Source organism: Sphingomonas ginsenosidimutans (assembly GCF_002374835.1).
Lineage (GTDB): Bacteria > Pseudomonadota > Alphaproteobacteria > Sphingomonadales > Sphingomonadaceae > Sphingomonas > Sphingomonas ginsenosidimutans.
On the sequence record NZ_NWVD01000003.1, the window covers coordinates 203,196 to 225,698 of the forward strand.

Annotated in this window: 17 protein-coding genes; 5 read left to right on the forward strand and 12 right to left on the reverse strand. The window is 66.0% G+C overall.

Features of this window, described 5'->3' with window-relative positions; all coding sequences use genetic code 11:
* Positions 1 to 31 precede the first annotated feature (31 nt).
* From COA17_RS09405 to COA17_RS09415, 3 genes are read left to right on the forward strand one after another with little or no spacing between them, the layout of a single operon-like run.
* Positions 32 to 2,191: a GumC family protein gene (locus tag COA17_RS09405; protein WP_096611930.1), complete on the forward strand. Its 2,160-nt coding sequence runs from the start codon at positions 32 to 34 to the stop codon at positions 2,189 to 2,191.
* On the forward strand, positions 2,191 to 3,432 hold the full coding sequence (locus tag COA17_RS09410) for a tetratricopeptide repeat protein (protein WP_096611932.1): 1,242 nt from the start codon (positions 2,191 to 2,193) through the stop codon (positions 3,430 to 3,432). The genes COA17_RS09405 and COA17_RS09410 overlap by 1 nt, the downstream gene beginning before the upstream one ends.
* On the forward strand, positions 3,429 to 3,788 hold the full coding sequence (locus COA17_RS09415) for a hypothetical protein (protein ID WP_096611934.1): 360 nt from the start codon (positions 3,429 to 3,431) through the stop codon (positions 3,786 to 3,788). Before COA17_RS09410 ends, COA17_RS09415 begins: the two co-directional genes overlap by 4 nt.
* Here COA17_RS09415 and COA17_RS09420 read toward each other — a convergent pair.
* The 12 genes from COA17_RS09420 to wecB all read right to left on the reverse strand — a co-directional run bounded on the left by COA17_RS09420 (position 3,785) and on the right by wecB (position 19,169).
* Positions 3,785 to 5,122: an O-antigen polymerase gene (locus COA17_RS09420; RefSeq protein ID WP_096611936.1), complete on the reverse strand. Its 1,338-nt coding sequence runs from the start codon at positions 5,120 to 5,122 to the stop codon at positions 3,785 to 3,787. The two genes, COA17_RS09415 and COA17_RS09420, sit on opposite strands and share 4 nt — an antisense overlap.
* 65 nt (positions 5,123 to 5,187) lie before the next feature.
* Positions 5,188 to 6,783, reverse strand: coding sequence for a hypothetical protein (locus COA17_RS09425; protein ID WP_141397067.1), 1,596 nt, complete (start codon positions 6,781 to 6,783; stop codon positions 5,188 to 5,190).
* A 32-nt stretch (positions 6,784 to 6,815) separates the two neighbouring features.
* A complete protein-coding gene (locus COA17_RS09430; protein WP_096611940.1) occupies positions 6,816 to 8,066 on the reverse strand; it encodes a glycosyltransferase family 4 protein in 1,251 nt (416 codons plus the stop codon).
* The gene (locus COA17_RS09435; protein ID WP_096611942.1) at positions 8,063 to 9,889 is read right to left on the reverse strand and encodes a heparinase II/III family protein; all 1,827 of its coding nucleotides are present in this window, start codon (positions 9,887 to 9,889) and stop codon (positions 8,063 to 8,065) included. Before COA17_RS09435 ends, COA17_RS09430 begins: the two co-directional genes overlap by 4 nt.
* Positions 9,886 to 12,021, reverse strand: coding sequence for a bi-domain-containing oxidoreductase (locus COA17_RS09440; protein ID WP_096611944.1), 2,136 nt, complete (start codon positions 12,019 to 12,021; stop codon positions 9,886 to 9,888). Before COA17_RS09440 ends, COA17_RS09435 begins: the two co-directional genes overlap by 4 nt.
* A gap of 36 nt (positions 12,022 to 12,057) precedes the next feature.
* A complete protein-coding gene (locus COA17_RS09445; protein ID WP_096611945.1) occupies positions 12,058 to 12,831 on the reverse strand; it encodes an AglZ/HisF2 family acetamidino modification protein in 774 nt (257 codons plus the stop codon).
* A gap of 4 nt (positions 12,832 to 12,835) precedes the next feature.
* Positions 12,836 to 13,450 carry an imidazole glycerol phosphate synthase subunit HisH gene (hisH, locus tag COA17_RS09450; RefSeq protein ID WP_096611947.1) on the reverse strand — a complete coding sequence of 205 codons (615 nt, stop codon included), beginning with the start codon at positions 13,448 to 13,450 and terminating at the stop codon, positions 12,836 to 12,838.
* On the reverse strand, positions 13,447 to 14,580 hold the full coding sequence (locus COA17_RS09455; protein ID WP_096611949.1) for an N-acetyl sugar amidotransferase: 1,134 nt from the start codon (positions 14,578 to 14,580) through the stop codon (positions 13,447 to 13,449). The genes hisH and COA17_RS09455 overlap by 4 nt, the downstream gene beginning before the upstream one ends.
* Entirely contained in the window at positions 14,580 to 15,440 is an 861-nt protein-coding gene (locus tag COA17_RS09460; protein WP_096611951.1) for a glycosyltransferase, read from the reverse strand. Before COA17_RS09460 ends, COA17_RS09455 begins: the two co-directional genes overlap by 1 nt.
* Complete coding sequence (locus COA17_RS09465; RefSeq protein ID WP_096611953.1) at positions 15,437 to 16,723, reverse strand: oligosaccharide flippase family protein; 1,287 nt, start codon at positions 16,721 to 16,723, stop codon at positions 15,437 to 15,439. Before COA17_RS09465 ends, COA17_RS09460 begins: the two co-directional genes overlap by 4 nt.
* 21 nt (positions 16,724 to 16,744) lie before the next feature.
* Positions 16,745 to 18,010 carry a UDP-N-acetyl-D-mannosamine dehydrogenase gene (gene wecC, locus COA17_RS09470; protein ID WP_096611955.1) on the reverse strand — a complete coding sequence of 422 codons (1,266 nt, stop codon included), beginning with the start codon at positions 18,008 to 18,010 and terminating at the stop codon, positions 16,745 to 16,747.
* Between the two features lies 1 nt (position 18,011).
* The gene (gene wecB, locus COA17_RS09475; RefSeq protein WP_096611957.1) at positions 18,012 to 19,169 is read right to left on the reverse strand and encodes a non-hydrolyzing UDP-N-acetylglucosamine 2-epimerase; all 1,158 of its coding nucleotides are present in this window, start codon (positions 19,167 to 19,169) and stop codon (positions 18,012 to 18,014) included.
* Positions 19,170 to 19,393: 224 nt separating this feature from the next.
* Here wecB and COA17_RS09480 point away from each other — a divergent pair, with 224 nt between their 5' ends.
* The gene (locus COA17_RS09480; protein ID WP_096611959.1) at positions 19,394 to 21,319 is read left to right on the forward strand and encodes a polysaccharide biosynthesis protein; all 1,926 of its coding nucleotides are present in this window, start codon (positions 19,394 to 19,396) and stop codon (positions 21,317 to 21,319) included.
* Positions 21,316 to 22,491: a DegT/DnrJ/EryC1/StrS family aminotransferase gene (locus COA17_RS09485; protein WP_096611961.1), complete on the forward strand. Its 1,176-nt coding sequence runs from the start codon at positions 21,316 to 21,318 to the stop codon at positions 22,489 to 22,491. The genes COA17_RS09480 and COA17_RS09485 overlap by 4 nt, the downstream gene beginning before the upstream one ends.
* Positions 22,492 to 22,503 lie beyond the last annotated feature (12 nt).

Sequence of the window (22,503 nt, forward strand, 5' to 3'; positions counted from 1 at the left end):
TTCCTCCCTCCGCCCTGCATCTCCCGGGGTGATGCTTACGCCGGCCCCGCCGGCCAATGAGGACACGCTGCCGTTTCTGCGGCAATATTGGCGCGTGGCGGTGCGCTGGCGGTACGTGATCGGGGGGGCGGTAGTCGCCAGCCTGCTGATCGGGCTAATCGCCACCTTCCTGATGACGCCGAAATATACCGCAATTTCGACGATCGAGATTTCGCGAGAATCCAGCCAGCTGACCAATTTCCAGGGCGTCGAGCGCGAGACAAGCATCGCCGACCAAGAATTCTATCAGACGCAGTACGGCCTGCTGCGCTCGCGCGTGCTTGCAGAGCGCGTCGCGACGCAGTTGCGGCTTGTGGACGACAAGAGGTTCTTCGAGCGGTTCGGCGAACGTGACAACGACATTGCGTTCCAGGAGGTCAATGGACGCTACACTGCGGCGGGGCGCGCCGAACGGCAGCGGATCGCCGGCGAAATCCTCCTCAAGCATGCGAGCATCGAGCCGACCCGCCTGTCGCGCCTGGTCAACATTTCCTTCACCAGTCCGGACGCCGAATTCTCGCAGCGGATCGCCAATGCCTGGGCCGAGAATTTCATCCAGACCAATCTCGAGCGAAAGGTTCAGGCGACTTCCTACGGGCGCAACCTCCTCCAGCGCGAACTGGCACAGACCAAGGAACGGCTGGACGGGTCGCAGCGTCAGCTCGTCGCCTATGCCGAGCAGCAGCGCATCATCAACCTGCCCAGCCAGGGCGCCGGGGAGAATCAGACCAGCGAGCGGTCGATCGTCGCGGACGAGTTGGCGACGCTGAACGCCGCGTTGTCGCAGGCGACCGCCGATCGCATCGCCGCCGAATCCCGCTCGCGCGAGACCAGTGGTGCGGGGCAGTCGAGCGAGGCGCTTCGCAACCAGGCGATCAACGCGTTGCGTCAACGCCGCGCCGAACTTTCCGCCGACTATCAGCGGATGATGGTGCAGTTCGAGCCGGACTATCCCCCGGCGCGCGCGCTCCAGTCGCAGATCAGCCAGCTCGACCGCTCGATCGCTCGCGAGGAAAGCCGCGTTGCTGGATCGGTACAGGCCGAATATCGTCAGGCGATGGACCGTGAAAGCGCACTGCGTGCGCGCGTCGAGCGATTGAAGTCTAGCTACTTGGACCTGCGTCGGCGCAGCATCCAGTACAATATCTATCAGCAGGAGGTGGATACCAACCGCGCACTGTATGACGGCCTGTTGCAGCGGTTCAAGGAGATCGGCGTCGCCGGCGGCGTAGGTGTCAATAATATCGCGATCGTCGATCCGGCCGATCTGCCGCAGAAGCCGTCCAGCCCGCGGCTGGTCCTCAACCTCATCGTGGCATTGCTCGCCGGGCTTGCCGTCGGCGCCGCAGCGGCCTTCGCCCTCGAACAGATGGACGAGGCGATCGCGGATCCGGCCGAGGTCGAACGGCGGCTGGGGCTGCCGTTGTTGGGGTCGGTACCCAAGGTCGAGGGCGTGGCGCCGCGCGATGCGCTTCTCGACCGCAAGTCGGATCTGGTCGATGCGTATCTGGCGATCCAGACCAGCCTGGGTTTCACGACCGAACACGGCGTCCCGCGATCGCTGGCCATCACCTCGACCCGACCGGCCGAGGGCAAGTCGACCACCGCGCTTGCGGTAGCCACAATGCTGGCCCGTGCGCACAAGAAGGTCATCCTGGTCGATGGCGACATGCGGTCGCCGTCGGTCCATCACCTGGGCGGTGTCGATCACGATCGCGGCCTGTCGAACTATCTGGCCGGGCAGGACGATATCAGCCAGCTGACCTTCGAGATGACCGACCTAGGCTTCACCGGCATGTCGGCCGGGCCGATCCCGCCGAACGCGGCCGAGCTGCTGACCGGCCACCGCCTGCAGGTTCTGATCGCGCAGTTGCTCGAAAGTTACGATCATGTCGTTATCGACAGCCCGCCGGTAATGGGCTTGGCCGATGCGCCGCTGATCGCAAGCCGCGTCGAAGGCGTCATCTATGCCGTCGAATCGCACGGCATCCGCTCCAGCATTGTCAAGACCGCGCTTCAGCGGCTGATCGCGTCGAACGCGCGCATCCTGGGCGGCGTCCTGACGAAGTTCGAGGCGCGTAAGGCGCATTACGGCTACGGCTATGAATATGGCTATGGCTATGGTCGTGAGAAGGGCGCCGGCAACGCCTGATGCCCGGTGCCGCGACCCTTCGTCCGCGCCGGTCGCGCTCGCCGCGCGAATGGGCGTTTCGTGGCGGCTTCGCGATCGTCGCGCTGGCGCTCGGTTACGTCTCGACGTCGGAGACGCTAGCGCTGGTGCTGTCGCGTTCGAATCCCGCGCGTGCGTATGCAATCAACGATCACGACGGCCGGATCGGCGTCAGGCTGGCCGAACAGCTCGTCACATCGGGCAACGCCGGTCCGGCGCAATTCGCGCATGCAGAGCGGATCGCGCGACGGGCGCTGCGCGACGAGCCGCTGTCAGCCGGTGCTTTGACGGTCCTGGGTCTCAACGCCCAGCGCCGCGGTGACACGGCCGCGGCCCGCGCGCTGTTCGCCCGTTCCGACGCGCTGTCGCGTCGTGAACTCGGGACGCGGCTGTGGCTGATCGAGGACGCGGTGGCGCGGGGCGATATCGCCGGGGCGCTGCGCCATTACGACATCGCGCTCCGCACTTCGACTCGTGCGCCCGACCTGCTCTACCCCGTGCTGGCGTCGGCGATCGCCGACCCGCGGATCGCGCGCGAAACAGTACGGGTTCTCGAGGGACGACCTGCGTGGAGCGGTATGTTTGTCGATTATCTGGCGACGTCGGGCCCCGACGCGCGCAGTACGGCACGGCTGTTCCGCGCGCTGGCGCAGGCGCACGTGCCCGTGCCAGAGGTGGCGACCGCAAACGCGGTCAACGCGCTGATCACCGCCGGGGCATTCGACGCCGCTTGGAATTATTACAGCGCGCTGCGCAAGGGCGCCGATCGCCGCCGCTCGCGCGATGCCGATTTCGGGGCGCAGGTGGCGGTTCCCACCGCACTCGACTGGACGCCGGTGATGCTGGATGCAGGTGTCACGGCATCGATCCAGCAATCGACCACCGATGGCGTATTCGATTTCGCGGCGCCGGCGACCGTGGGCGGCGTGGTTCTCCAGCAGATGCAGGTGCTTCCCCCCGGCCGCTACCGGATCGAAGGACGCAGCGTGGGGATCGCGCAGGATGACGGCCAGCGGCCCTATTGGACGCTCTTGTGCATTGATGGACGTGAACTCGGCCGGGTCGAGGTACCCAATTCTTCGCAGGCAGAGGGCCGATTCTTTGGCGAACTCACGGTCGGTGCAGGGTGTCCGGCACAGACCCTACGCTTGGTGGTTCGGCCGTCGAACGCGATCGGGGGCGTGTCGGGGCAGATCGACCGCGTGGAGCTGCGACCGTCATGACCGTGGTGCGCCTTCTCCTATCAGGCCTCGCCCTAACGACGCTGCTGGCAGCACCGCTTCGGTCCCAGCAGGTCCGCGCGCCGGCCGAGGAGCCGATCCCGGTCGTCGCGCCGGAGGTGTCGCGGACGGTCGACGTCGCAGCCGGGCGGGTCGGGCAACGGCAGAACCGTGACACCGCAGCGATGGAGGTGACAGGCCAGCCGATGGCGCGGATCAGCAACCGTATCGCCAACCGGGTGCAATCACGGCTGCGCAACCGTATCGACCAGAATTACGATCCGCAGGCCAACGCAGCCTCGCCGTTCCGTGTCGCCGGCGATCGCGCCCGTTCCCCCACCGGAGCGGTGCGCCGCTAGAGCTGCGCAACGGGCGCGGGCAGGGCGGGGATCGCGCGGCGTTCGTTGTTGAGGAACAACAAGCCCCCGATCACCAGGAACGTCGGGTACATGCTGCTCCATACCAAGATACTGATAAGGAATGACGTGTACACAAAGCCACAGAACACAATATAATAGGCAACGCTCCACGACGCTTTTGGATTGCGCACCATCACCACGTAGATCAGATTGCTGATGAATCCGATCGCGTACATGAGTACGATAGAGCCGAACAGCGTGAAATCCGTAATCAGCCCGCGAAACATCGTGTAGATATTGGTTTGAAGAAACCAGCTGTACTGATAATATTCGTCGAAGAAGCCTGGCGGTACTTCCTTTGTGGATCCCAGGGCCTTGAAAAGCGACATGAAGGTGTAGAAGCCCCCCGTCACGTCTTCCCTGGCGTAGACCAGGTTTGATTTCATGCCGATGTACCAGCTGAACCAGTCGGAAAACGCATAGATGTGCGCCGAGGAGTAGCTGATGAAATTTCGGTAGAGCTGCGCCGACAGATCGATCATGCCCGCATCGTTGTACAGGCCGCGCGACAGAAACGAGACGATGATGAACGGCAGCAACAACAGAAAGAGCGTGAAGGCCCGCGTCAGCGTCCGGGCGTCGAGGATCCGATTGTCGCCGGCGCGTAAGCGTCGGACCAATACTCCGCCGTAGAATAATGCAATGCACAGAAAGACGGTACCCTTCGCGCCGGCGACCGTCATCAACACCAGCGCCGGCGCCATCGACAGCACGAGAACGCGCGCCTTGCCTGCCAGTGAGCGATAGCCAGGCAGGATTAGTCCGCCGAGGCCCACGGTGATGTACGTGAAGACGTTGGCGATCTGCGCGAACACGTTCTCGACGGTCGACTGGTTGTAGCGGTCGGCGATCAACGAGCTCGACGTTTCGAAAAAGTTCGTCGTCAACCCTGACAGCGTCACGCCCTGAATCGACAGGTGCACCGCCAGCGCGACCAGCGTGATCACCGCGAACAGATGGAACGATGCGCGCAGGAACGCGGTGTCGAACAGCCCCCACGCCGCGTCACCCGCCGCGACCGTGACCTGCGACCACCGCACGCCCAGCACGGGCAGTGTGAAAGCAATGGTCGCCGCCAGGATGTACAGGATCGCAAGCGGATTCGACGGCACCGACGGCACCGCCGCCAGCGGGATGAACGTCAGTAGGAACCAGCCCACGCACCAGATGCCCGCCGGTGTCAGCCACGTGCCCGACACGCGCCGTGCGACTAGGGCGACGTAGAAGATCCCCGCGCTCAGAAACAGGCTGACGAACTTCAGGGAAATGTCCATTCAACTCGCTCGATTGCTGCTCGACCATCCGCCCGCCGCGGTCCGCTCCGCGTCCTCCCGCACCGTCATGACGCGGGGCGTTCGGTCCTGAGCACCCGCGCCGCACCGCCCAGCACGACCGGGACGCCACCACTGCCATAGCCGTCGACCGGCTTGATGACCAGCGATCGCACAAGCGTGTTGATGAACACCGGCCTGAATCGCCGGTCGCCGCGCGTGGCGGGCTCCGCGGTTCCGCCGCCCAGGGTCAGCGTCTCGATCGGCTGGGGGTGTCCGGTCTGCTCCACCGCGTCCCCAGCGGCGATCGCCATCGTGCGCGACGGCGCCAGCCCGGTCCAGCGGTTGCCGGTCAGCGTGATCGACCCCAGTCCGGCGCCGGGCGCGGTGCGCAGGAAGCTGCCGAAGGTCAGCCCGTCGCCGATATTGCCCGTCACGCTGATGGCGTCATGTCGCCGATCCCCGCTCGCCCCCCCCGTCACCACGACGAAAGCGGCGGTGATGGCGTGCCCCTTCTTCGTCGCGACGTTGCCAGTGACCGCGATCTTCCGCTGCGCATATTCCGATGCGATCTGGACGGCCGCCTTCAGGTCCAGACGCGACAGGCGCGCGATCGCGGTATCGTCGAATGCGAAGCGATTGCGCTCGATGCGCGTGTCGACCACTTCGCGCGCGCTTGGCCGATCATGGAAGAAGTCGACGCCATAGAAGACGGGACGAAAATCATTGTCCGCCACCAGCGTATCGACGGTGGGGGCGGAGAAGTTGTTGGCGACCCAGATGCCGCGCATCATGTTGACGAACGTGGATCGCGTGATTCGCTGGCGCGCGCCATGCACTTCGATCGCGGTGTTCACCCCCGTTCCATCGAACGGCCGGGCATTGACGAAACGGCAGCTGTTGATCGCCACCTCCTCGGCCCAGGCGAAGATCGAGGAATGATCGTCGGTGTCGTGTCCGTTTTCCTCGAACCGGCAACGGTCGATCGTCCATCCGCGCCCGAGCAATGCGGCCGGGTCGCTATTCTGCGCCATGACGATGCACGATACGCCATTGGCATCGCGGAACGACACGTCTGCGATCCGCGCCCGGTCGATCCGGGCAGCCGGCGCGCCGTCGCGGCTCGATACGAAGATCTGCGCCTGCGGATAGCGCGCGTAATGGCCCGCCGCCCGATCGGGGCTGATCGGGTTGGCACGGCCGTTCATGTCGAGCGTCAGGCCCGACAGCTCTACATCCGCGACCGATGCATCGGCACCGAACATCACCCCGGCACGCGGGCGCGCGTCCGTCGAATATCCCGCGGCGACGCGCAGCGTCGTCCCCGCTTCGCCGGCGATCCGCATGCCGGACAGGATCCGGATCGCCGCCAGACACTCGAAGTGATCTGCATGGATGAGCGGGATCGCGGGGAGTACGGTATACAGCCCCCGCGGTAGCCACAGCACGCTGTGTGCCGCGATCGAATCGCGCAGCGCGCGCGCGATCAGGGGCGCGACGTCGAGGTCGCTGGTCCCGGCTGCGATCCGCTGGTGTTCGGCAGGCGGCAGATAGTCGAGCAGCGAGATGCGCGCCGAGCCGGCAGCGCTGCACGCCCCCGCGGTCAACGCCGCGACTCCGCCGGCCAGGACGTCGCGGCGTCGCATCGGATCGTGCCGGACCATGGCGGGGTCGTAGGCGGGCTCGCCTGAACCGTTCATGAGGGCGAGTCGATCCGCCCAATCCCATGTTCCTCTGCAGTACGCTCGATCCATTCAGCCCAGCGGCGGGCCAGATCGTCGCGCGCGAACTGCGTTTCGGCCAGCGCGCGGGCGCGCTGCCCGCGGGCACCGGTTGCGTCGCGATCGTCGGCGAATGCCTGTAGCGCGTCGGCAAATGCCTCGGGATCGCGCGGCGGCACCGCGATGCCGCAATCGGCCTCAGCGATCAGTCCCGCCAGCCAGCCGGGATAATTGTTAAGGACAGGCAGCCCGATGGCGATGTAATCGAAGAACTTGTTCGGCGACGTACCGTAATAGAAAGCGGGGACGTCGGCGAGCAGCTGAAGCCCCACGTCGGCTCGGTTCATCAACCCGACCAGCTCGGTCTTTCGCACCGCGTCGAGGAAGACGACATTGTCCAGCCCCTCGCGCGTAGCGCGCTCCACAAGCGCCGGCTTCTTCATGCCGTTCCCGATCAGGACGATGCGGATGTCGTCGCGACCGCGGCGCTTCAGCACGGCGGCAGCGTCAAGCGCGGCGTCCAGCCCGTTGGCGATGCCGTGTGCCCCGGCGAAGATCGCGACCAGATCATCATCGCGGATGCCGGCGGGCTGATGCACCGGGACGTCGGTAGCGAAGATATCGAGATCGCAACCGTTTGGGATCATCGCGATCGCGCCGCGATCAACGCCGCGATGCGCGATCCCCTCGACGATGCCGGGGGACAGCCCGATCAGCCGATGCGCCGAACGATAGCTGGCCCATTCGAGCACGCCCATCGCCCACAATATCACCGGATTGCGGATCACGCCCATCGCACGCGGCAATTCCGGCCAAAGATCACGCACCTCGAACACGAACGGCTTGCGCCGCAGCCACCGCCCCAGCACGCCCGGCACCCCCACCGTCAACGGTGTCGTCGTGGCGAAGAGCAGGTCGTATTTCTCGGTCAGGACGAACCGGCTGGTGCGCACCATGAACGACAGGAACGTCATCGTCCGTTTCACGAAGCCGTCGCGGTTCGAATAGGACAGGTCGACTTCGATCACGTCGATCCCATCGACTTGGCCGCGCCGCACGCCGCGCTCGAACGGCCCGGACAGGCCGGTCTGTCCGTCGATGCCGCGCCCGCATAGCATCGTCACGCCGTGCCCGCGCGCCACCATGCGCCGGGCCATCTGGTACGATCGTATCCCGCCGCTGCCGCGCGGGGTGGCGAAATGCTGATGGATATAGAGGATTCTCATGACGCCCAGCGATACTCGGTGACGATGCGGCCCGGCGCGATGACCACGGCTTCCACGACGGGAAGCGGCGTACGCTCGAGATAGTGACGCGATTCCCAGCCGCTGGTCAGTACCATGTCGGCGAGCCCCTGATTCGCGGTGACGGTCAACCGGTGCTCCCCGTTGGTTGCGCTGTCATTCGCAAGCTGCCAGTCGCCGGGGGCCAGACGCCAGCGCAGACGCGCCTCCCGAGCGAAGCCGTCGATCGTGTCGATGACGGTCAGCCCTTCCGCCGCCGGCCGGATCTCGCGCCGGTGATGCCAGCCGGCGCGATGCCGGTAGGATGCGGCGAAGCCGTCCGCGGTCGCGCCATGTTCGTCGCTCTCCAGCCAGTCGCCCAGCAGGAAGCGTGACAGGCGCGGCATCTGCGGCTGTCCGTCGAACATGATGGTGTTGTGCGAGGCGGCGCCGCCGAAATAGTCGATCCATTCGGCGTCGGTATTGTAGCTGTACGATCCTGCGTCGCGCAGCAGGTTCACGCCGTCGTGCCACAAATCGACGTGGAGCGCATCCGCTTGGCTGGGGCGAAAGCGGAAGCGCGGGTAGCGAAGCAGCGCCATCGCGTCATCCCGCCGCAGCACCGCGAAGCCGCCATCGTCGAAGATCGCGCGCTCTGGGAAGGGCAGAATCTTCTCCCGACCGCCGACGCCCAGCCAGTTGAGCTGATCGTCCCACGGCCCGGGAGAATAAGCACGCCCGTCGGCGAACAGTGCCGTGGCCAGCTGGACCGACGGGCGGAAGTCGCGATAGCCCGCGTCGGTCAGTTGCAGAAGGTTCGCGCCGTCGTTGGCGCCCAGGTTGGGCGCGTCGCCGCTCAACGGGTCGGTCATGACGCGCAGCCACTCCGCCGCCGCCCGCGCGCGTTCCCGCCATGCGGCGCTGAATGGTGCCAGCGACGCGCGCTGCCGCCACAGTTCCGCGATTGACAGCGTATCGAGCGCGACCCGGTGATAGTTCAACGAATATTGGCTGAAGCTGCCGTCGCGCGCGAACAGGCGGAGCACGGTTCGCTCAAGTCGGGCGCGCCCCTTTCGCAACAATGGTTCGGCGCCCGCGATGCCCGCGACCTTCAGCCACGCACCTGCGACGAACAGGGCGCCAGCTTCCGAGGTAGCATGATTGTTGTCCTGCGCCCGCGCGTACGACAGCGTCGGCAAAATCCGGCGGACATGCGCATCAAGAAGCGCGCGCATAGCGGGCGTCATTCCCGACTCGGCCCCCAGCAGCATCGCGGCGACTGCCAAGTGAAGGACGCGGATCGACGCTTCCTGCGCGCATTTCCAGTTGGGCCCGCGATAGGCAGGGTTGGCGGTGGCCCAATCGCCCAGCCAGGCCTCCAGCCGATTCAGCGCGCCTGATTCGCCGGCGCGCGCCTGCTGTGCGAACGCGAGCGCCCAGTCGAAGCGGGAATATTCCCAGGTCCGCTTGATGTCGCCGCCCGCGAAGTCACCGATCGTCCACCACGGGGCGAGCGGGGGGCCTTGCCGGTCATCGCCATCGTCCGACAGCGGATCGACCGTCCACGCCGGAGGCGCAACCCCGATCGGCCGCCGGTAGCGGCCGAACAGCAACGCCTCATCCCGCCAGTGGCCGGGCACCGGAGCCGGCGCGCCATCGTCCGCACGCGGTGGTACGAAGAAGGGGCCGGAGGCCGGCAGCGTCGCGGCGATCCGTTGAACCGGGTGGATGCCCAGTTTCAACCCAGCGCGATACGCCAGCGCGCGCGCGGCGTTGCCCGCGCCTAGCGCCGCGATCGTCCTGACACGGGTTGCCAGCGCGTTCATTGGCGGCGCAGGATCGCCGCCGCCTCGATCGTGGCGCGTGCGACCTCGAACAACTCCGCAGGCGGGATGGCGGGCGTGCCGCGCTTCACGCTGTCGACGAAAGCCGCCGCGCAGGCTGCCTGCCCCTTGTCCTGCCGCAACAGGTTCTGCTTGCGGAAGCCCGGCCAGCCGAACCCGGTCATGCGCCGGAAGTTGTCGATCTGCAACACGCGGCCAGCAGCGAACACCTCGATCCGCTCCTTGGGAAAAGACGCAGCGCCGTTCGCCAGATACATGATCGTCCCGAACGAGCCGTCGGCGAAGCCCAGCGTGATCGACGCCTTGTCCTCGGTCACCTCGAGATGCGGCGTATCGCCTATGCGGCGGGCGGCGACCTCCACGATCGGCGCACCGGCCAGAAAGCGCATCAGGTCGACGAAGTGGCAGGCCTCGCCGATGATGCGGCCGCCGCCGATCGCGTCATCCTGCGTCCAGTGCTTCGCGGGGATCGCGCCTGCGTTCATCACCATCAGGAAGCTCTTCGGCTCGCCCACGCGGTCGATCAGCGCCTTCATCCGAAGGACCTGCGGCGCGAAGCGGCGGTTGAAGCCGACCATGAGTTGCGGCGCGGGGCCGCGCTCTGCGGCGGCGGCGTAGGCGCTCTCCACCGCCTCGACCTGAGCCAGGTCGAGCGCGAGCGGCTTTTCCACGAACACGTTCTTGCCGTTGGAGAGCGCCTCGGCGGCAAGCGCGGCATGGCTGTCGTGGCGGGTCGCGATCACCATCGTATCGATGGCGGGGTTAGCCATCACCTCCGCCGTGTCGGTGCTCGCGACGACGAATCCGTCTCGCCGGCCGGCGATCGACCCGCTCAGTCCGCCCGAGGTCACGACCGTATGAAGCTGGGCGTCGGCGGCCTTGAGCGCGGGGATGAGTACGCGCGACGCATAGTTTCCGGCACCGACCACCGCGATGACCGGCCGGTCGGTGGTGAAACCGGCCGCGCTGGCAAAGTGCGTCGAGGTGGTGCGCCGGTCCGCGAGCGGCGCATGATATTCGAGGACGAAGCCCAGCCCGGATCCGTCCGCGGTCAACGCGCCATAGGCGGTTTCGGCTTCCTCGAAGGCGAAACGGCGCGTCACCAGATCATCGGTGCGCAGTTGCCCGCTGGCGATAAGGTCAAGGATCGCCTCGAAATTGCGCTGCTCAGTCCAGCGGACGAAGGCGAGCGGATAGTCGCGGCCGCCTTCCTCGTAAGCGGGGTCGTAGCGGCCCGGGCCATAGGAACAGGAGACTTGGAACGACAGTTCCTTTTCGTAGAAATCGGCGCGGTTCAGCTCAAGGCCGGTAACCCCGACCAGAATGATGCGGCCACGCTTGCGGCTCATCTGCGCGGCGTGCGTGACCGGATCGTTCGATTTCGTCGAGGCGGTGATGATGACCCCGTCGACCCCGCGCCCGCGGCTGAAGCCCATGCCGGCGGCCACTGGATCCTCGCCCCGCGCCGGATTGCACGTCTCTGCCCCGTACCGCCGCGCGAGTTCGAGCTTGCTCTCGTCAAAGTCGATCGCCAGCACGCGACAGCCCTGCGCGCGCAGCAACTGGATCGTCAACAGGCCGATCAGACCCGCGCCGGTCACGACGAAGCTTTCGCCGATCGTCGGTTCGGCAAGGCGGATACCCTGCAACCCGATGCTCGCCACTACGGTGAAGGCCGCCGCCTCGTCGGTGACGTCGTCGGGGATCCGCGCGCAAAGGTTGGCGGGCACGCGGACGATATCGGCGTGTGGGCCGTTGGAGACCACGCGGTCGCCGGGCTTGAAGTCGGTGACGTCCGCGCCGACCTCGATCACCTCGCCGACGTTGCAATAGCCGAGCGGCAGCGGCTGCCCCAGCTTCGACCGCACGGCATCGACCGTCGCCAGCAGGCCGTCGGTCTTCACCTTGCCCAGCACGTCCATCACCCGATCGGGCTGCTGGCGCGCCTTGGCGAGCAGCGAGGCCTTGCCGAACCCGACCAGCATCCGTTCGGTTCCCGCCGAGATAAGGCTACGCGTCGTCTTGATGAGAAGCGTCCCGCGGGTGACGCGCGGGGCAGGGGCCTCAACGATCGCGGTGACGCCGCTGTCGAGTTGCTGGACGATCTGCTTCATGAAGGGTGCTCGCTGGAATGGGGGGCGGACGCCCGGTCAGATCGCGACCTGCTGTTGCAGCGCGGCGCGTTCGGGGTGGCTGGGATAGCTAATCAGGACCGCGCGGTACTGCCCCTTGAAAACGAAGAAGCTTCCCGCGGCAAGCCCGATCGTGCCAAGCTTCTGGACCGCTTGGCGCATATGGTCGAGCGAACCGGCCCCGCCCAGGATCGTCAGCGGCAGGCGGGTCGCTTCGCGCACTTGGGCGGCGATCGTGAGGTCGTAACCGTCCATCATCCCGTCATGGTCGATCGCGTTCAGCATGATCTCCCCCGCGCCCAGCGCCTCCGCCTCGCGCGCGAAATCGACGGGCGAGATCTTGGCGTCGGTCCGGCCGTTGTGCGTGTAGGCGCGATAGCCGCCCAGCAGCTTCTTCTTCACGTCGAGGACGACGACGACGCTCTGGTTGCCGACCTGTTCGGCGATTTCGGAGATGAGCGGTGGGTGCGCGATCGCTGCGGCGCTCAGTGCGACCTTCTCGACGCCCAGGCCCATGATCCGCTTCGCCTGCGCCGCGCCGGTCACGCCGCCGCCGTAGCACAGCGGCATGCGGCATTCCGCCGCCAGATGCTCGATCATCGCATAGTCCGGCTCCCGCCCCTCGACGGTGGCGTCGATGTCGACGACGATCAGTTCGTCGACCTCCTTTTCATTGAAGATGCGTACCGCGTTGATCGGATCGCCGACATATTTGTCGTCGCCGAACTTGCGGGTCTTCACTAGGCCGCCGCCGCGGACGAGCAGGCACGGGATGATGCGGGCACGCGGCATCGCGTCAGGCCTCCGCGAAATTCTTGAGGAGCCGGATACCGTTGTGGTGGCTCTTCTCCGGGTGGAACTGCACGCCGTGCACGTTGCCGTGGCGCACCGCGCAGTGGAAGCGCGTGGCATAGTCGGCGGTCGCGACGACGTCGGCCTCGTCGTCGCAGACGAAGCGATAGGAATGCAGGAAATAGAAGCCGAGCGCATCGTCGAGCCCGGCGAGCAGCGGCTCGTCGGCGCGCGGGCTGATCGTGCTCCATCCCATGTGCGGCAAGAGGCCACGCGGCGCATCGTCGGGGAAACGGATCTTCTCCACCGTCCCGTCGATCCAGCCGAGACCCGGCTCGCTGCCTTCCTCGCTCGATCGCGCCAACATCTGCATGCCGACACACACGCCCAGCACCGGCGTACCGCGCGCCAGCACGGCGTCCTCCAGTGCCTCGAACAGCCCGGAGGCCTTCAGCCGCTGCATCGCGTGATCGAACGATCCGACGCCGGGCAGGATGATACGATCCGCCGCCGCGAGCGTCTGCCGATCCTCGGCCACGACGCAGGCGATATTGAGCTCGCGGTAGATGTTCTGGAACGCCTTGACGTTGCCAAGACCGTAACCGAGGATTGAGATCACCGCTTGACCGCCTTTTCCACGCCGATCGCCTGGAGTACCTTGGCGCCCGCGTTGAACATCCAGCGCTGGTTCTTGTAATCCTTGTACGACTTCTTCGGCATCGTGAAATAGCCGCGAAGCTCGTCGCTGGAGATGCCCAGCTTGCGCGCGATGTAATCGAATTCGTGCGCGATCGTTTCGGGGTCGTAGGCAGGCTTCTTCAGGGCCTCGATCGCGTCGGCGCGGGTCATCTGGCCAGTCAGGATCAGGCTGGAGTACTGAACCCGCCGGGTGTCGTAGCCGAACCGTTCGGGCAGCCAGTACCCTTCGTAAAAGCGCGTGAAGCGTGATTCGAAATGCTTCTGCGGATAGGGCTTCCAGCCGTAGAGATCGGCGAGCGTCGTGCGCGCCATCTCTTTCGTATAGTCCATCCAGTCGAGCGGCTTGATGACTTGGACCCCGCGGACGTAGCGCAGCCAGAATTTGTGGCGAAGCACGCTGCTGAACGGATAGGTGCGCATCGGCACCGTGCCGAACTGGCGCCGAATGTCGTTCAGTTGCGCCATGTCGGTGCCGTAATACAGCCAGTTCAGCGGATTGCGAACGCATTCGGTCGCGATGTTGCCGCCGTTGAGGATGTACTTGATCTTGTGCTTGTCAGCGAAGTTGTAGAGCGTCGCGATAAACGCATGGTCCTGCGGGATGTCGATATGCGGCACGCCCGACTTGAAGAAGGCCAGTTGGAAGTCGCGCATCTCGTTCCAGTTGATGACCTCGGTATATAAATCGAGGCCAAGGCCGTCGACCAGCGACTGGATGTTACTGACGGCGATGTCGGTGTTCCATCCGCCATCGACATGAAACACCAGCGGGCGCAGGCCGAAGTCCTTCACCGCCTTGTGCAGCAGGAACGAACTGTCCAGGCCGCCGCTCATCCCCAGGATGCAGTCGAAATCGCGGCCCTTGCCGTCTTCCTTGATCTTTTCGACCACCGCGGCGAAGCGTCGCTCCCCCTCTTCGTTGGGGAACCAGTTGGGCTCGACATGTTCCTTGAACCCGCGGCAATGGTCGCACACACCGTTCTCGTCGAACGAGATGCCGGTATCCGCCGTATCCATCACGCAGTTCGAGCAGATCTGATACTCTCGCATTACCCGTCGCTTTTCGGTGTGTATTGATGGTCCTGGCGGTGCCAAGGCTTGACGTAGCGCCGATAGACGCGATGCGCATCGCGTGCCAGCCTCCACATCTTTCGCGCCGGCACATTTTCGATCGCACCGTTGCAGCGATGGCGGATGCGGATGCGCGGGTCGTAATAGGTCATGAAGCCACGCTCGCCGAGCTGCCGGCTGAGAAAGAATTCCTCGCCCATCATGAACGTCGGCGCCCACAGCCGCTCGAACTCGGCGAAAAAGCGCGGTGTCAGCACATAGCAGGAGCCGTGCCCCTGATAGATGTATTGCGCGGTCGCATGGCCGGCCTCGTCATGGCGATCGGTCACGGCGGCGGTGCGGCGCGCCATTGCGCGGATCAGTTTGGCGAGGTGGTAATTGGCGTAATACAGGTCGTAGACGAGCTCCCGCCCGCGACTGATCCCGGCCACGACGTGCGGGTTCTGCGGCATCCCGTCCAGCGTTTCGATATAGGGCGACACCACCGGGCGATCGGCGGCGTCCGCCACCACAGCGGCCAACCGGTCGCCGAAGTCGGCCGGAAACTCCAGATCGTTGTTGCCGATGACCATGGTCGTCACGTCGGGATCCAGAGCGCGCGCGCGCGCGATTCCGTCGTTCAGACCGGCGAAATATCCCACGTTGTCGGGATTAAGCACCAGTTCGACATTGGGATGGGCCGCCGCGATCGCGCGCAGCGCGGTGACGTCCTGCGGAGTCGACTGGTTGTCGACCACGACGATCCGGGCAGGAGGTACTGTGCCGCCGTTGATCGTGCGGACCGCGTCGCGCGTGTAGTGCGCGTTGTTATAGTTGGTGCAGACGTAAGCGTACTTCATGCGCGCCCTTTCCGGGGATCGACAGGCGTGACCAAATAGCGCGCGATCACGAGCGCGAAGAGCATCGCTTCGGCCAAGACGAAACAGATCGCCGCCCCCATCGCGCCCAACGCCGCGCCGAGCGCGAAGCAGCCCGCGACGCTCGCAGTGCCGGTCGCGACGATCGCAAGGAATAGATAGCCGCGCTGTCCCAGCGCATTGAGTCCCGCGGTGCCGAACATGAAATTGGCGATGCCGAACAACATGGCGGGCGCCATGATGGCAGACATCGTCCAGACGCCGGGCAGCGCGCCCAATGTGGCAAGCCGCGGGGAAAGCCCGGCGGCAAGCCCGTAGGCCGCCGGGAGGGCGACGATGAGCGCGAGCACAGCGCCGAGTTGCGGCACGGTATAGCGCCCGATCAGCCGCGCGACCGTCCGGTCGGGCGCGGCATGGCCGGACAGCGCACCCAGCACCTTGGGAAAATAGAATTGGTTCAGAGGTCGGGTCACCGCCTGGAGCATCTTGATCGACTTCTCGACCAGTGCGTAGGTCGAGATTCCTGCTGCCGGAACCCCCAAGACGCCCAGGATCACCACGTTCATCTCTCGATACAGCGATACCGCGACGTTGCCCGCGAACACCGCCTTGCCGTGGCGCAACCCGTCGATGATCGGGCCGATGTGAACGCTGCGCAAAGGGATGTGCAGCCGCAGGACGATATAGAGGGTCGATACCAGCCCGCCCAGCACGAACGGTCCGCCGATTGCCAGCGGGATCAGCGCCGCGTCGGCGGGGCCGCGCACCGCACCGAAGACGATCGCCAGCGTCACCACGCGCGAGCCAAGCGTGATTGCCGCCGGTGGTACGTTGCGCTCGATCGCCTGGTAGAACCAGTAGGCGTGAAAGATGTGGCCCAGCGGGACGAGCAGCCAAAACGCAAGAAGCAGCGGGCGTTGCCCGCCGGCCAGGCGATAGACGCCGATCGTCAGCGGCGCGACCAGCACGAACATCGCGAGGCGGGCCAGCAAAATTTCCGCCAGGATCGCGCCGCGCTGCTCCGCTGTGGCGTCGCGGCCGGTCCGCGACAGACGCGCGACCCCGTCCACGTCGAAGCTGTAGAGTACCGCGGCCAGCACCAGAGCTGAAATCGCCTCAGTGATCGCTACCTGCGCATAGGCACCCGCGCCGACGGTCGCGATCGCGAACGGTACGATCAGCAGCGGGATCAGCGCGTTGCTGCCTTGGATGACGGTCAGCGCGGCGAGGTTATGAAGCCCCGGTCGCAGTAGGAAATGGCGCATCGCCGTCGATCCCCGGCGACATCAGCGCCGCGAGGCGCCGTTCCATTGCCCGCGGGTGTCGATGACAACGGCGTCGGGTGCGAGGTGAACGTGCGCATCGGCGAAGACGATGTGATCGACCAGCAGCAGCACGATGTCGGCTCCGGCGATCGCGGTCTGTGCATCCGCGAGGTCAACGCGCCCGGCGAGCCGGGCGGGCAGCGCGTCGACATGCGGCTCGACTGCGACGATGCTCAGCCCCGGTTCGTTCGCGAGGCGATCGCAGATCGCCAACGCCGGGCTTTCCCGCAGGTCGTCAATGTTAGGCTTGAAGGCCAGGCCCAGGCACGCGACCCGCGCCGGCCCACCGCGGTCCGCGCGCCGCTCGGCGGCGGCGCGGACCTGGTCGATGACCCATTCCGGCTTTCCGTCATTGACCTCGCGCGCAGTGCGGATCAGCCGTGCCTGGTCGGGCGCGGACGCGACGATGAACCATGGATCGACGGCGATGCAATGGCCGCCTACGCCCGGTCCGGGCTGGAGGATGTTGACGCGCGGGTGCCGATTGGCGAGCCGGATCAGTTCCCACACGTTGATGCCCAGCTGGTCGCTGACCAGCGACAATTCGTTCGCGAAGGCGATGTTGACGTCGCGGAACGCATTTTCGGTCAGCTTGCATAGCTCGGCGGTGCGCGCGTCGGTCAGGATGCATTCGCCCTCGACGAAGAAGTCGTAGGCGGCGCTGGCGCGCTCCGCGCAGGCGGGGGTTAGCCCGCCGATGACGCGGTCGTTGCGGACCAGTTCCGTCAGCACGTTGCCCGGCAGGACGCGCTCCGGGCAATAAGCGATCGCAAGGTCGCCAGCCGACCCGCCCGGCTGCGGCAGCCGCAGGTCGGGGCGCGCCGCCGCCAGCCATCCGGCCATCTGTTCGGTCGCGCCCACGGGGGACGTCGATTCGAGAATGACGATGTCGCCGGCCTTGAGCACCGGCGCGATCGCCTCGCACGCGCTGCGGACATAGGCCAGGTTCGGCGACCGGTCGTCGTTGAAGGGCGTCGGTACCGCGATTAGGAAGGCGTCGGCCGGCTCGGGTGTGGTCGTCGCGCGGAGACGGCCGTCGGCGACAACCCGCGCCACAACGTCGGCCAGTCCCGGCTCGACGATGTGGATGCACCCGTCGTTGATCGTATCCACCGCGCGCTGGTTCACATCGACCCCAACGACGCGGCAACCCGCATCGGCCAGCACGGCCGCAGTCGGCAGGCCGATATAGCCCAGGCCCACGACGGAAATCGTCTCGATCGTCATCTTATGCTGCACCCTTTACCCCTGTCCGGTCAGCAGACCACGCCAGCAACCCCTCGACGATCCGGCCGCAGGCCGCACCGTCGCCGTAGGGATTGTGCGCGAAACTCATTGCCGCATACGCCGCCTCATCGGTCAGCAGCCGTTCGATCTCGGCCACGATCCGCTCGACGTCGGTGCCGACAAGACGCACCGTGCCGGCGGCGACCGCCTCGGGCCGCTCGGTGGTGTCGCGCATCACCAGCACCGGCTTGCCCAGCGACGGCGCCTCTTCCTGGACGCCGCCCGAATCGGTCAGCACCAGGTACGACCGGTTCATAAGATAGACGAAGGGCAGATAGTCCTGCGGCTCGATCAGATGGATGTTGGCGATCCCTGCGAGCAGCCGGTTGACCGGTTCCTGGACGCTGGGATTGAGGTGCACCGGATAGACGATGTCGACGTCCGGGAAGCGCCCGGCGATGCGCGCCAAGGCTTCGCAGATGCGCTCGAACCCTCCGCCGAAGCTTTCGCGACGATGCCCGGTGACCAGGATCATGCGGCGGTTGGGCGCCAGCGCCGGCAGTCCGCCCGCGATCCCGTCGACCAGCGCGCCGTCGGTGTGAAGCCGCTCGACCACCTGCAACAGCGCGTCGATCACCGTATTGCCCGTCACGGTAACGCTCGCGGGGGCCACGCCCTCGCGATGCAGGTTCTGCGCCGACGATTCGGTAGGGGCGAAATGCAGCGCGGCCAGCGCGCCGGTCAGCTTCCGGTTCGCTTCCTCGGGCCAAGGTGAATAGAGATTGTGCGTGCGCAGGCCCGCTTCGACATGGCCCACGGGGATTTGGTGGTAATAGGCCGCCAGCGTCGCGGCGAACGTGGTGGCGGTGTCGCCGTGGACAAGCACGATGTCCGGCGTAAACGCGCGGAACACGTCGCGCATGCCCAGCAGCACCGCGCTGGTCACGTCGCTCAGATCTTGGTTCGGGCGCATGATGCTCAGGTCGTAGGCGGCCTCCAGCGCGAAGATGCGCAGCACCTGATCGAGCATCTGGCGATGCTGTCCGGTGACACATATACGGCAATCGAAACGCGGGTCGGCGATCAGCCGCAGCGCAAGCGGCGCCATCTTGATGGCTTCGGGGCGTGTCCCGAAGACCAGCATTGCCTTGATCGTCATTGAAATTGTCGCCTGAATCCGGGAAACGGCGGCGCCCTGCCACAAATCGTTTCCGGGGGCTACCCCCGCGCCGCGATGGCGACCGAACCGCGATCCGGCGGAACGTCCGGGACAGGTCGCTTGTATCAGGTACCTGCGGGGGCTATTCGCGTCCCCTGCATCGTTTCGCCCGGTGAACCAGAAACGACGCGAGTAGCGTAGCGTATTCAGGGAAGCACGTCGACATGCACGATATGGTCGTCGGACAATTGCTCGCGTTGCCGCGCGTTTTCAAGCGGCTCATCTCGATCTTGGTCGATATGGCGTTGTGCACGCTCGCGGTATGGCTCGCTTATTACCTGCGTCTGGGCGTGTTCATCCCGCTGGACGGTCGGCCGACGATCGCCGTGGCCGCGTCGATCGCACTAGCAGTGCCGATGTTCGTGGTGTCGGGGCTGTACCGGGCCGTGCTGCGCTATGCCGGACAGGAGGTGGTGTGGGCGACGATGCGCGCCTGTGCGGGCTATGGCGCAATCTACGCCGCGATCTTCGCAGGTTATGGTATAGACGACGTGCCGCGCACCGTCGGCATCATCCAGCCGCTGATCCTGTTCGCGCTGGTGTTCCTGTCGCGCTCCGGCGCGGGCTATTTCCTTGGCGGTGCGTATCGCAAGCTCAGCCGCCCGGCGCCGCGCGACCGCACGATGATCTATGGCGCCGGCATGTCTGGCCAGCAGCTTGCAGCGGCGATCGCCGATGCGGGAACGATGAAGGTGGTCGGCTTTCTCGACGACGACCGCTCGCTTCACGGGCGCAGCATCGGCGGCGTGTGCGTCTATGATCCCAAGACGCTGCGCGGGTTGCTGCTGCGGCATGAAGTCCATCACGTGTTGCTGGCGATCCCCTCGGCCTCGCGCCAGCGCCGGAACGAGATCATCGAGCAGCTGCGCGATGCCCAGGTCGAGGTCCGCACCCTTCCGGGTGTCCTCGACCTTGCGCATGGCGAGGTGCGCATCGACGACCTGCGCCCGCTGTCGATCGAGGATTTGTTGAGCCGCCCACCCGTCCCGCCCGAGGTTGAGCGGCTGTCGGCGCGCATCTCCGACCGGGTGGTGATGGTGACGGGCGCGGGCGGCTCGATCGGCAGTGAGCTGACGCGGCAGGTGCTCGCGCTCGGGCCGCGCCGGCTTCTTCTCGTCGAATCGAGCGAATACGCGCTGTACTCGATCCATCGCGAGCTCGAGTCGCTGGGTGTCGAGGGATGCGAGCTGGTGCCGCTGCTCGCCTCGGTCGTCGACCGCGAGCGGATGGCGCGGATCTTCGAAACCTGGTCGCCGCATCAGGTTTATCATGCTGCCGCGTACAAGCATGTGCCGCTGGTCGAGCACAACGTCCTGGAGGGCATTCGCAACAACGCGTTGGGCACGCTGGTGATCGCCGAACTGGCGATGGAGCAGGGCGTCGAGAATTTCGTGCTGGTCAGCACGGATAAGGCGGTGCGACCCTCGAACACGATGGGCGCGTCGAAGCGGCTGGCCGAATTGATCTTGCAAGGGCTGGCGACGCGCGAATCGCGGACCTGTTTTTCGATGGTGCGGTTCGGCAACGTGCTGGGATCGAGCGGCTCGGTCGTGCCGCTGTTCCGCGAACAGATCCGCCACGGCGGCCCGGTGACGATCACGCACATGGAAATGACCCGGTACTTCATGACCATCCCCGAGGCGGCGCAGCTGGTGATGCAGGCCGGCGCGATGGCGCGGGGCGGCGAAGTGTTCGTGCTGGACATGGGTCAGCCGGTTCGCATCCTCGATCTGGCACGCAACATGATCGAGCTGTCGGGGCTCACCGTCCGCGATGAGGACGGCAACGGCGAGATAGAGATTCGTGCGGTCGGCCTGCGTCCCGGCGAGAAGCTCTACGAGGAACTGCTTATCGGCAACAATCCCGAGCCGACCGACCATCCGCGAATCATGATGGCGCAGGAGAAATCGCTGCCTTGGCCCGAGCTGCGCAAGCGGCTGGACCTGATGGCCTGGCATATCCAGCGGCAGGACACGGTCGCCAGCCGGCATCTGCTCCAGTCGCTCGTCGAGGAATTCGCGCCGACCGACGGGCTGGTCGACTGGACCCACCTGGCCGCCGACCTGCGCCTTGACGAGAAAGTAGCATGAGCATCGCACGTAGCACATGGCCGGCCTTCACCGCCGAGGAGGCCGACGCGGTCGCATCGGTCGTGCGGTCCAACCGCGTCAATTACTGGACGGGAGAGATCGGGCGCGACTTTGAGCGTGAATTCGGGGCGTGGGCCGGGGCGGCCCATGCCGTCGCGCTGGCGAACGGCACGCTGGCGCTGGACCTTGCGCTGAAGGCGCTGGGCGTCGGCCCGGGCAACGAAGTGATTGTCACCCCGCGCACCTTCATCGCCTCGATCTCATGCGTGGTGAATGCGGGCGCGATCCCGGTCTTCGCCGATGTCGACCGCGACAGCGGGAATATCAGCGCGGCAACGATCGCGCCGTGCATCACCGACCGCACCCGCGCGATCATTCCCGTCCACTTGGCCGGCTGGCCATGCGACATGGATGCGATCATGTCGCTCGCCGCCCGGCACGGGCTGTCGGTGATCGAGGATTGCGCACAGGCGCATGGTGCACGCATCGGAACCCGCAGCGTTGGCACCATCGCACATGTAGGCGCTTGGTCGTTCTGTCAGGACAAGATCATGACGACCGGTGGCGAAGGCGGGATGGTGACCACCGATGACCCGGCGCTATGGTCCGCGATGTGGTCGTTCAAGGATCACGGCAAAAGCTGGGAGGCGGTGTACGAGCGCCAGCATCCGCCCGGTTTCCGCTGGGTCCATGAAAGCTTTGGTACGAACTGGCGGATGCTGGAGATGCAGGCGGCGATCGGGCGTATCCAGCTTGGACGCATGGCGGACTGGACCGCGCGGCGGACCGCGATCGCGGTCCGCCTCGCCGGGGCACTGGCGCCGTTTGCGGGTGCGGTGCGGGTGCCGCTGCCCGACGCCGGCGTAACCCATGCCTTCTATCGCCTGTACGCTTATGTTCGGCCCGGCGGGCTGGCCGATGGTTGGTCGCGCGACCGGATCGTCGCCGAACTTTCCGCCGCCGGGGTGCAGGTGCTGCACGGTACCTGCTCTGAGGTGTACCAAGAGAAGGCATTCGACGGCACGCCGTACCGGCCGGCCGAACGTCTGCCGGTAGCGCGCGAACTGGGTGAGACGAGCCTGATGTTCCTCACTCATCCCACGATGACCGAAGGCGAGGTGGATCACGCCGTTGCGATGATCGACCGGGTGATGACCCTCGCGGCGCGCTGACGCCGCCGGGAA

Excerpts from the sequence above, each read along its gene's own strand:
- COA17_RS09430 (WP_096611940.1), bottom strand. The coding sequence starts at position 8,066 with ATGAGAATCCTCTATATCCATCAGCATTTCGCCACCCCGCGCGGCAGC.
- wecB (WP_096611957.1), bottom strand. The coding sequence starts at position 19,169 with ATGACGATCAAGGCAATGCTGGTCTTCGGGACACGCCCCGAAGCCATC.
- COA17_RS09460 (WP_096611951.1), bottom strand. The coding sequence starts at position 15,440 with ATGAAGTACGCTTACGTCTGCACCAACTATAACAACGCGCACTACACG.
- COA17_RS09485 (WP_096611961.1), top strand. The coding sequence starts at position 21,316 with ATGAGCATCGCACGTAGCACATGGCCGGCCTTCACCGCCGAGGAGGCC.
- COA17_RS09440 (WP_096611944.1), bottom strand. The coding sequence starts at position 12,021 with ATGAAGCAGATCGTCCAGCAACTCGACAGCGGCGTCACCGCGATCGTT.
- wecC (WP_096611955.1), bottom strand. The coding sequence starts at position 18,010 with ATGACGATCGAGACGATTTCCGTCGTGGGCCTGGGCTATATCGGCCTG.
- COA17_RS09405 (WP_096611930.1), top strand. The coding sequence starts at position 32 with ATGCTTACGCCGGCCCCGCCGGCCAATGAGGACACGCTGCCGTTTCTG.
- COA17_RS09410 (WP_096611932.1), top strand. The coding sequence starts at position 2,191 with ATGCCCGGTGCCGCGACCCTTCGTCCGCGCCGGTCGCGCTCGCCGCGC.
- COA17_RS09420 (WP_096611936.1), bottom strand. The coding sequence starts at position 5,122 with ATGGACATTTCCCTGAAGTTCGTCAGCCTGTTTCTGAGCGCGGGGATC.
- COA17_RS09455 (WP_096611949.1), bottom strand. The coding sequence starts at position 14,580 with ATGCGAGAGTATCAGATCTGCTCGAACTGCGTGATGGATACGGCGGAT.
- COA17_RS09415 (WP_096611934.1), top strand. The coding sequence starts at position 3,429 with ATGACCGTGGTGCGCCTTCTCCTATCAGGCCTCGCCCTAACGACGCTG.
- COA17_RS09465 (WP_096611953.1), bottom strand. The coding sequence starts at position 16,723 with ATGCGCCATTTCCTACTGCGACCGGGGCTTCATAACCTCGCCGCGCTG.
- COA17_RS09425 (WP_141397067.1), bottom strand. The coding sequence starts at position 6,783 with ATGGTCCGGCACGATCCGATGCGACGCCGCGACGTCCTGGCCGGCGGA.
- COA17_RS09435 (WP_096611942.1), bottom strand. The coding sequence starts at position 9,889 with ATGAACGCGCTGGCAACCCGTGTCAGGACGATCGCGGCGCTAGGCGCG.
- COA17_RS09480 (WP_096611959.1), top strand. The coding sequence starts at position 19,394 with ATGCACGATATGGTCGTCGGACAATTGCTCGCGTTGCCGCGCGTTTTC.
- COA17_RS09445 (WP_096611945.1), bottom strand. The coding sequence starts at position 12,831 with ATGCCGCGTGCCCGCATCATCCCGTGCCTGCTCGTCCGCGGCGGCGGC.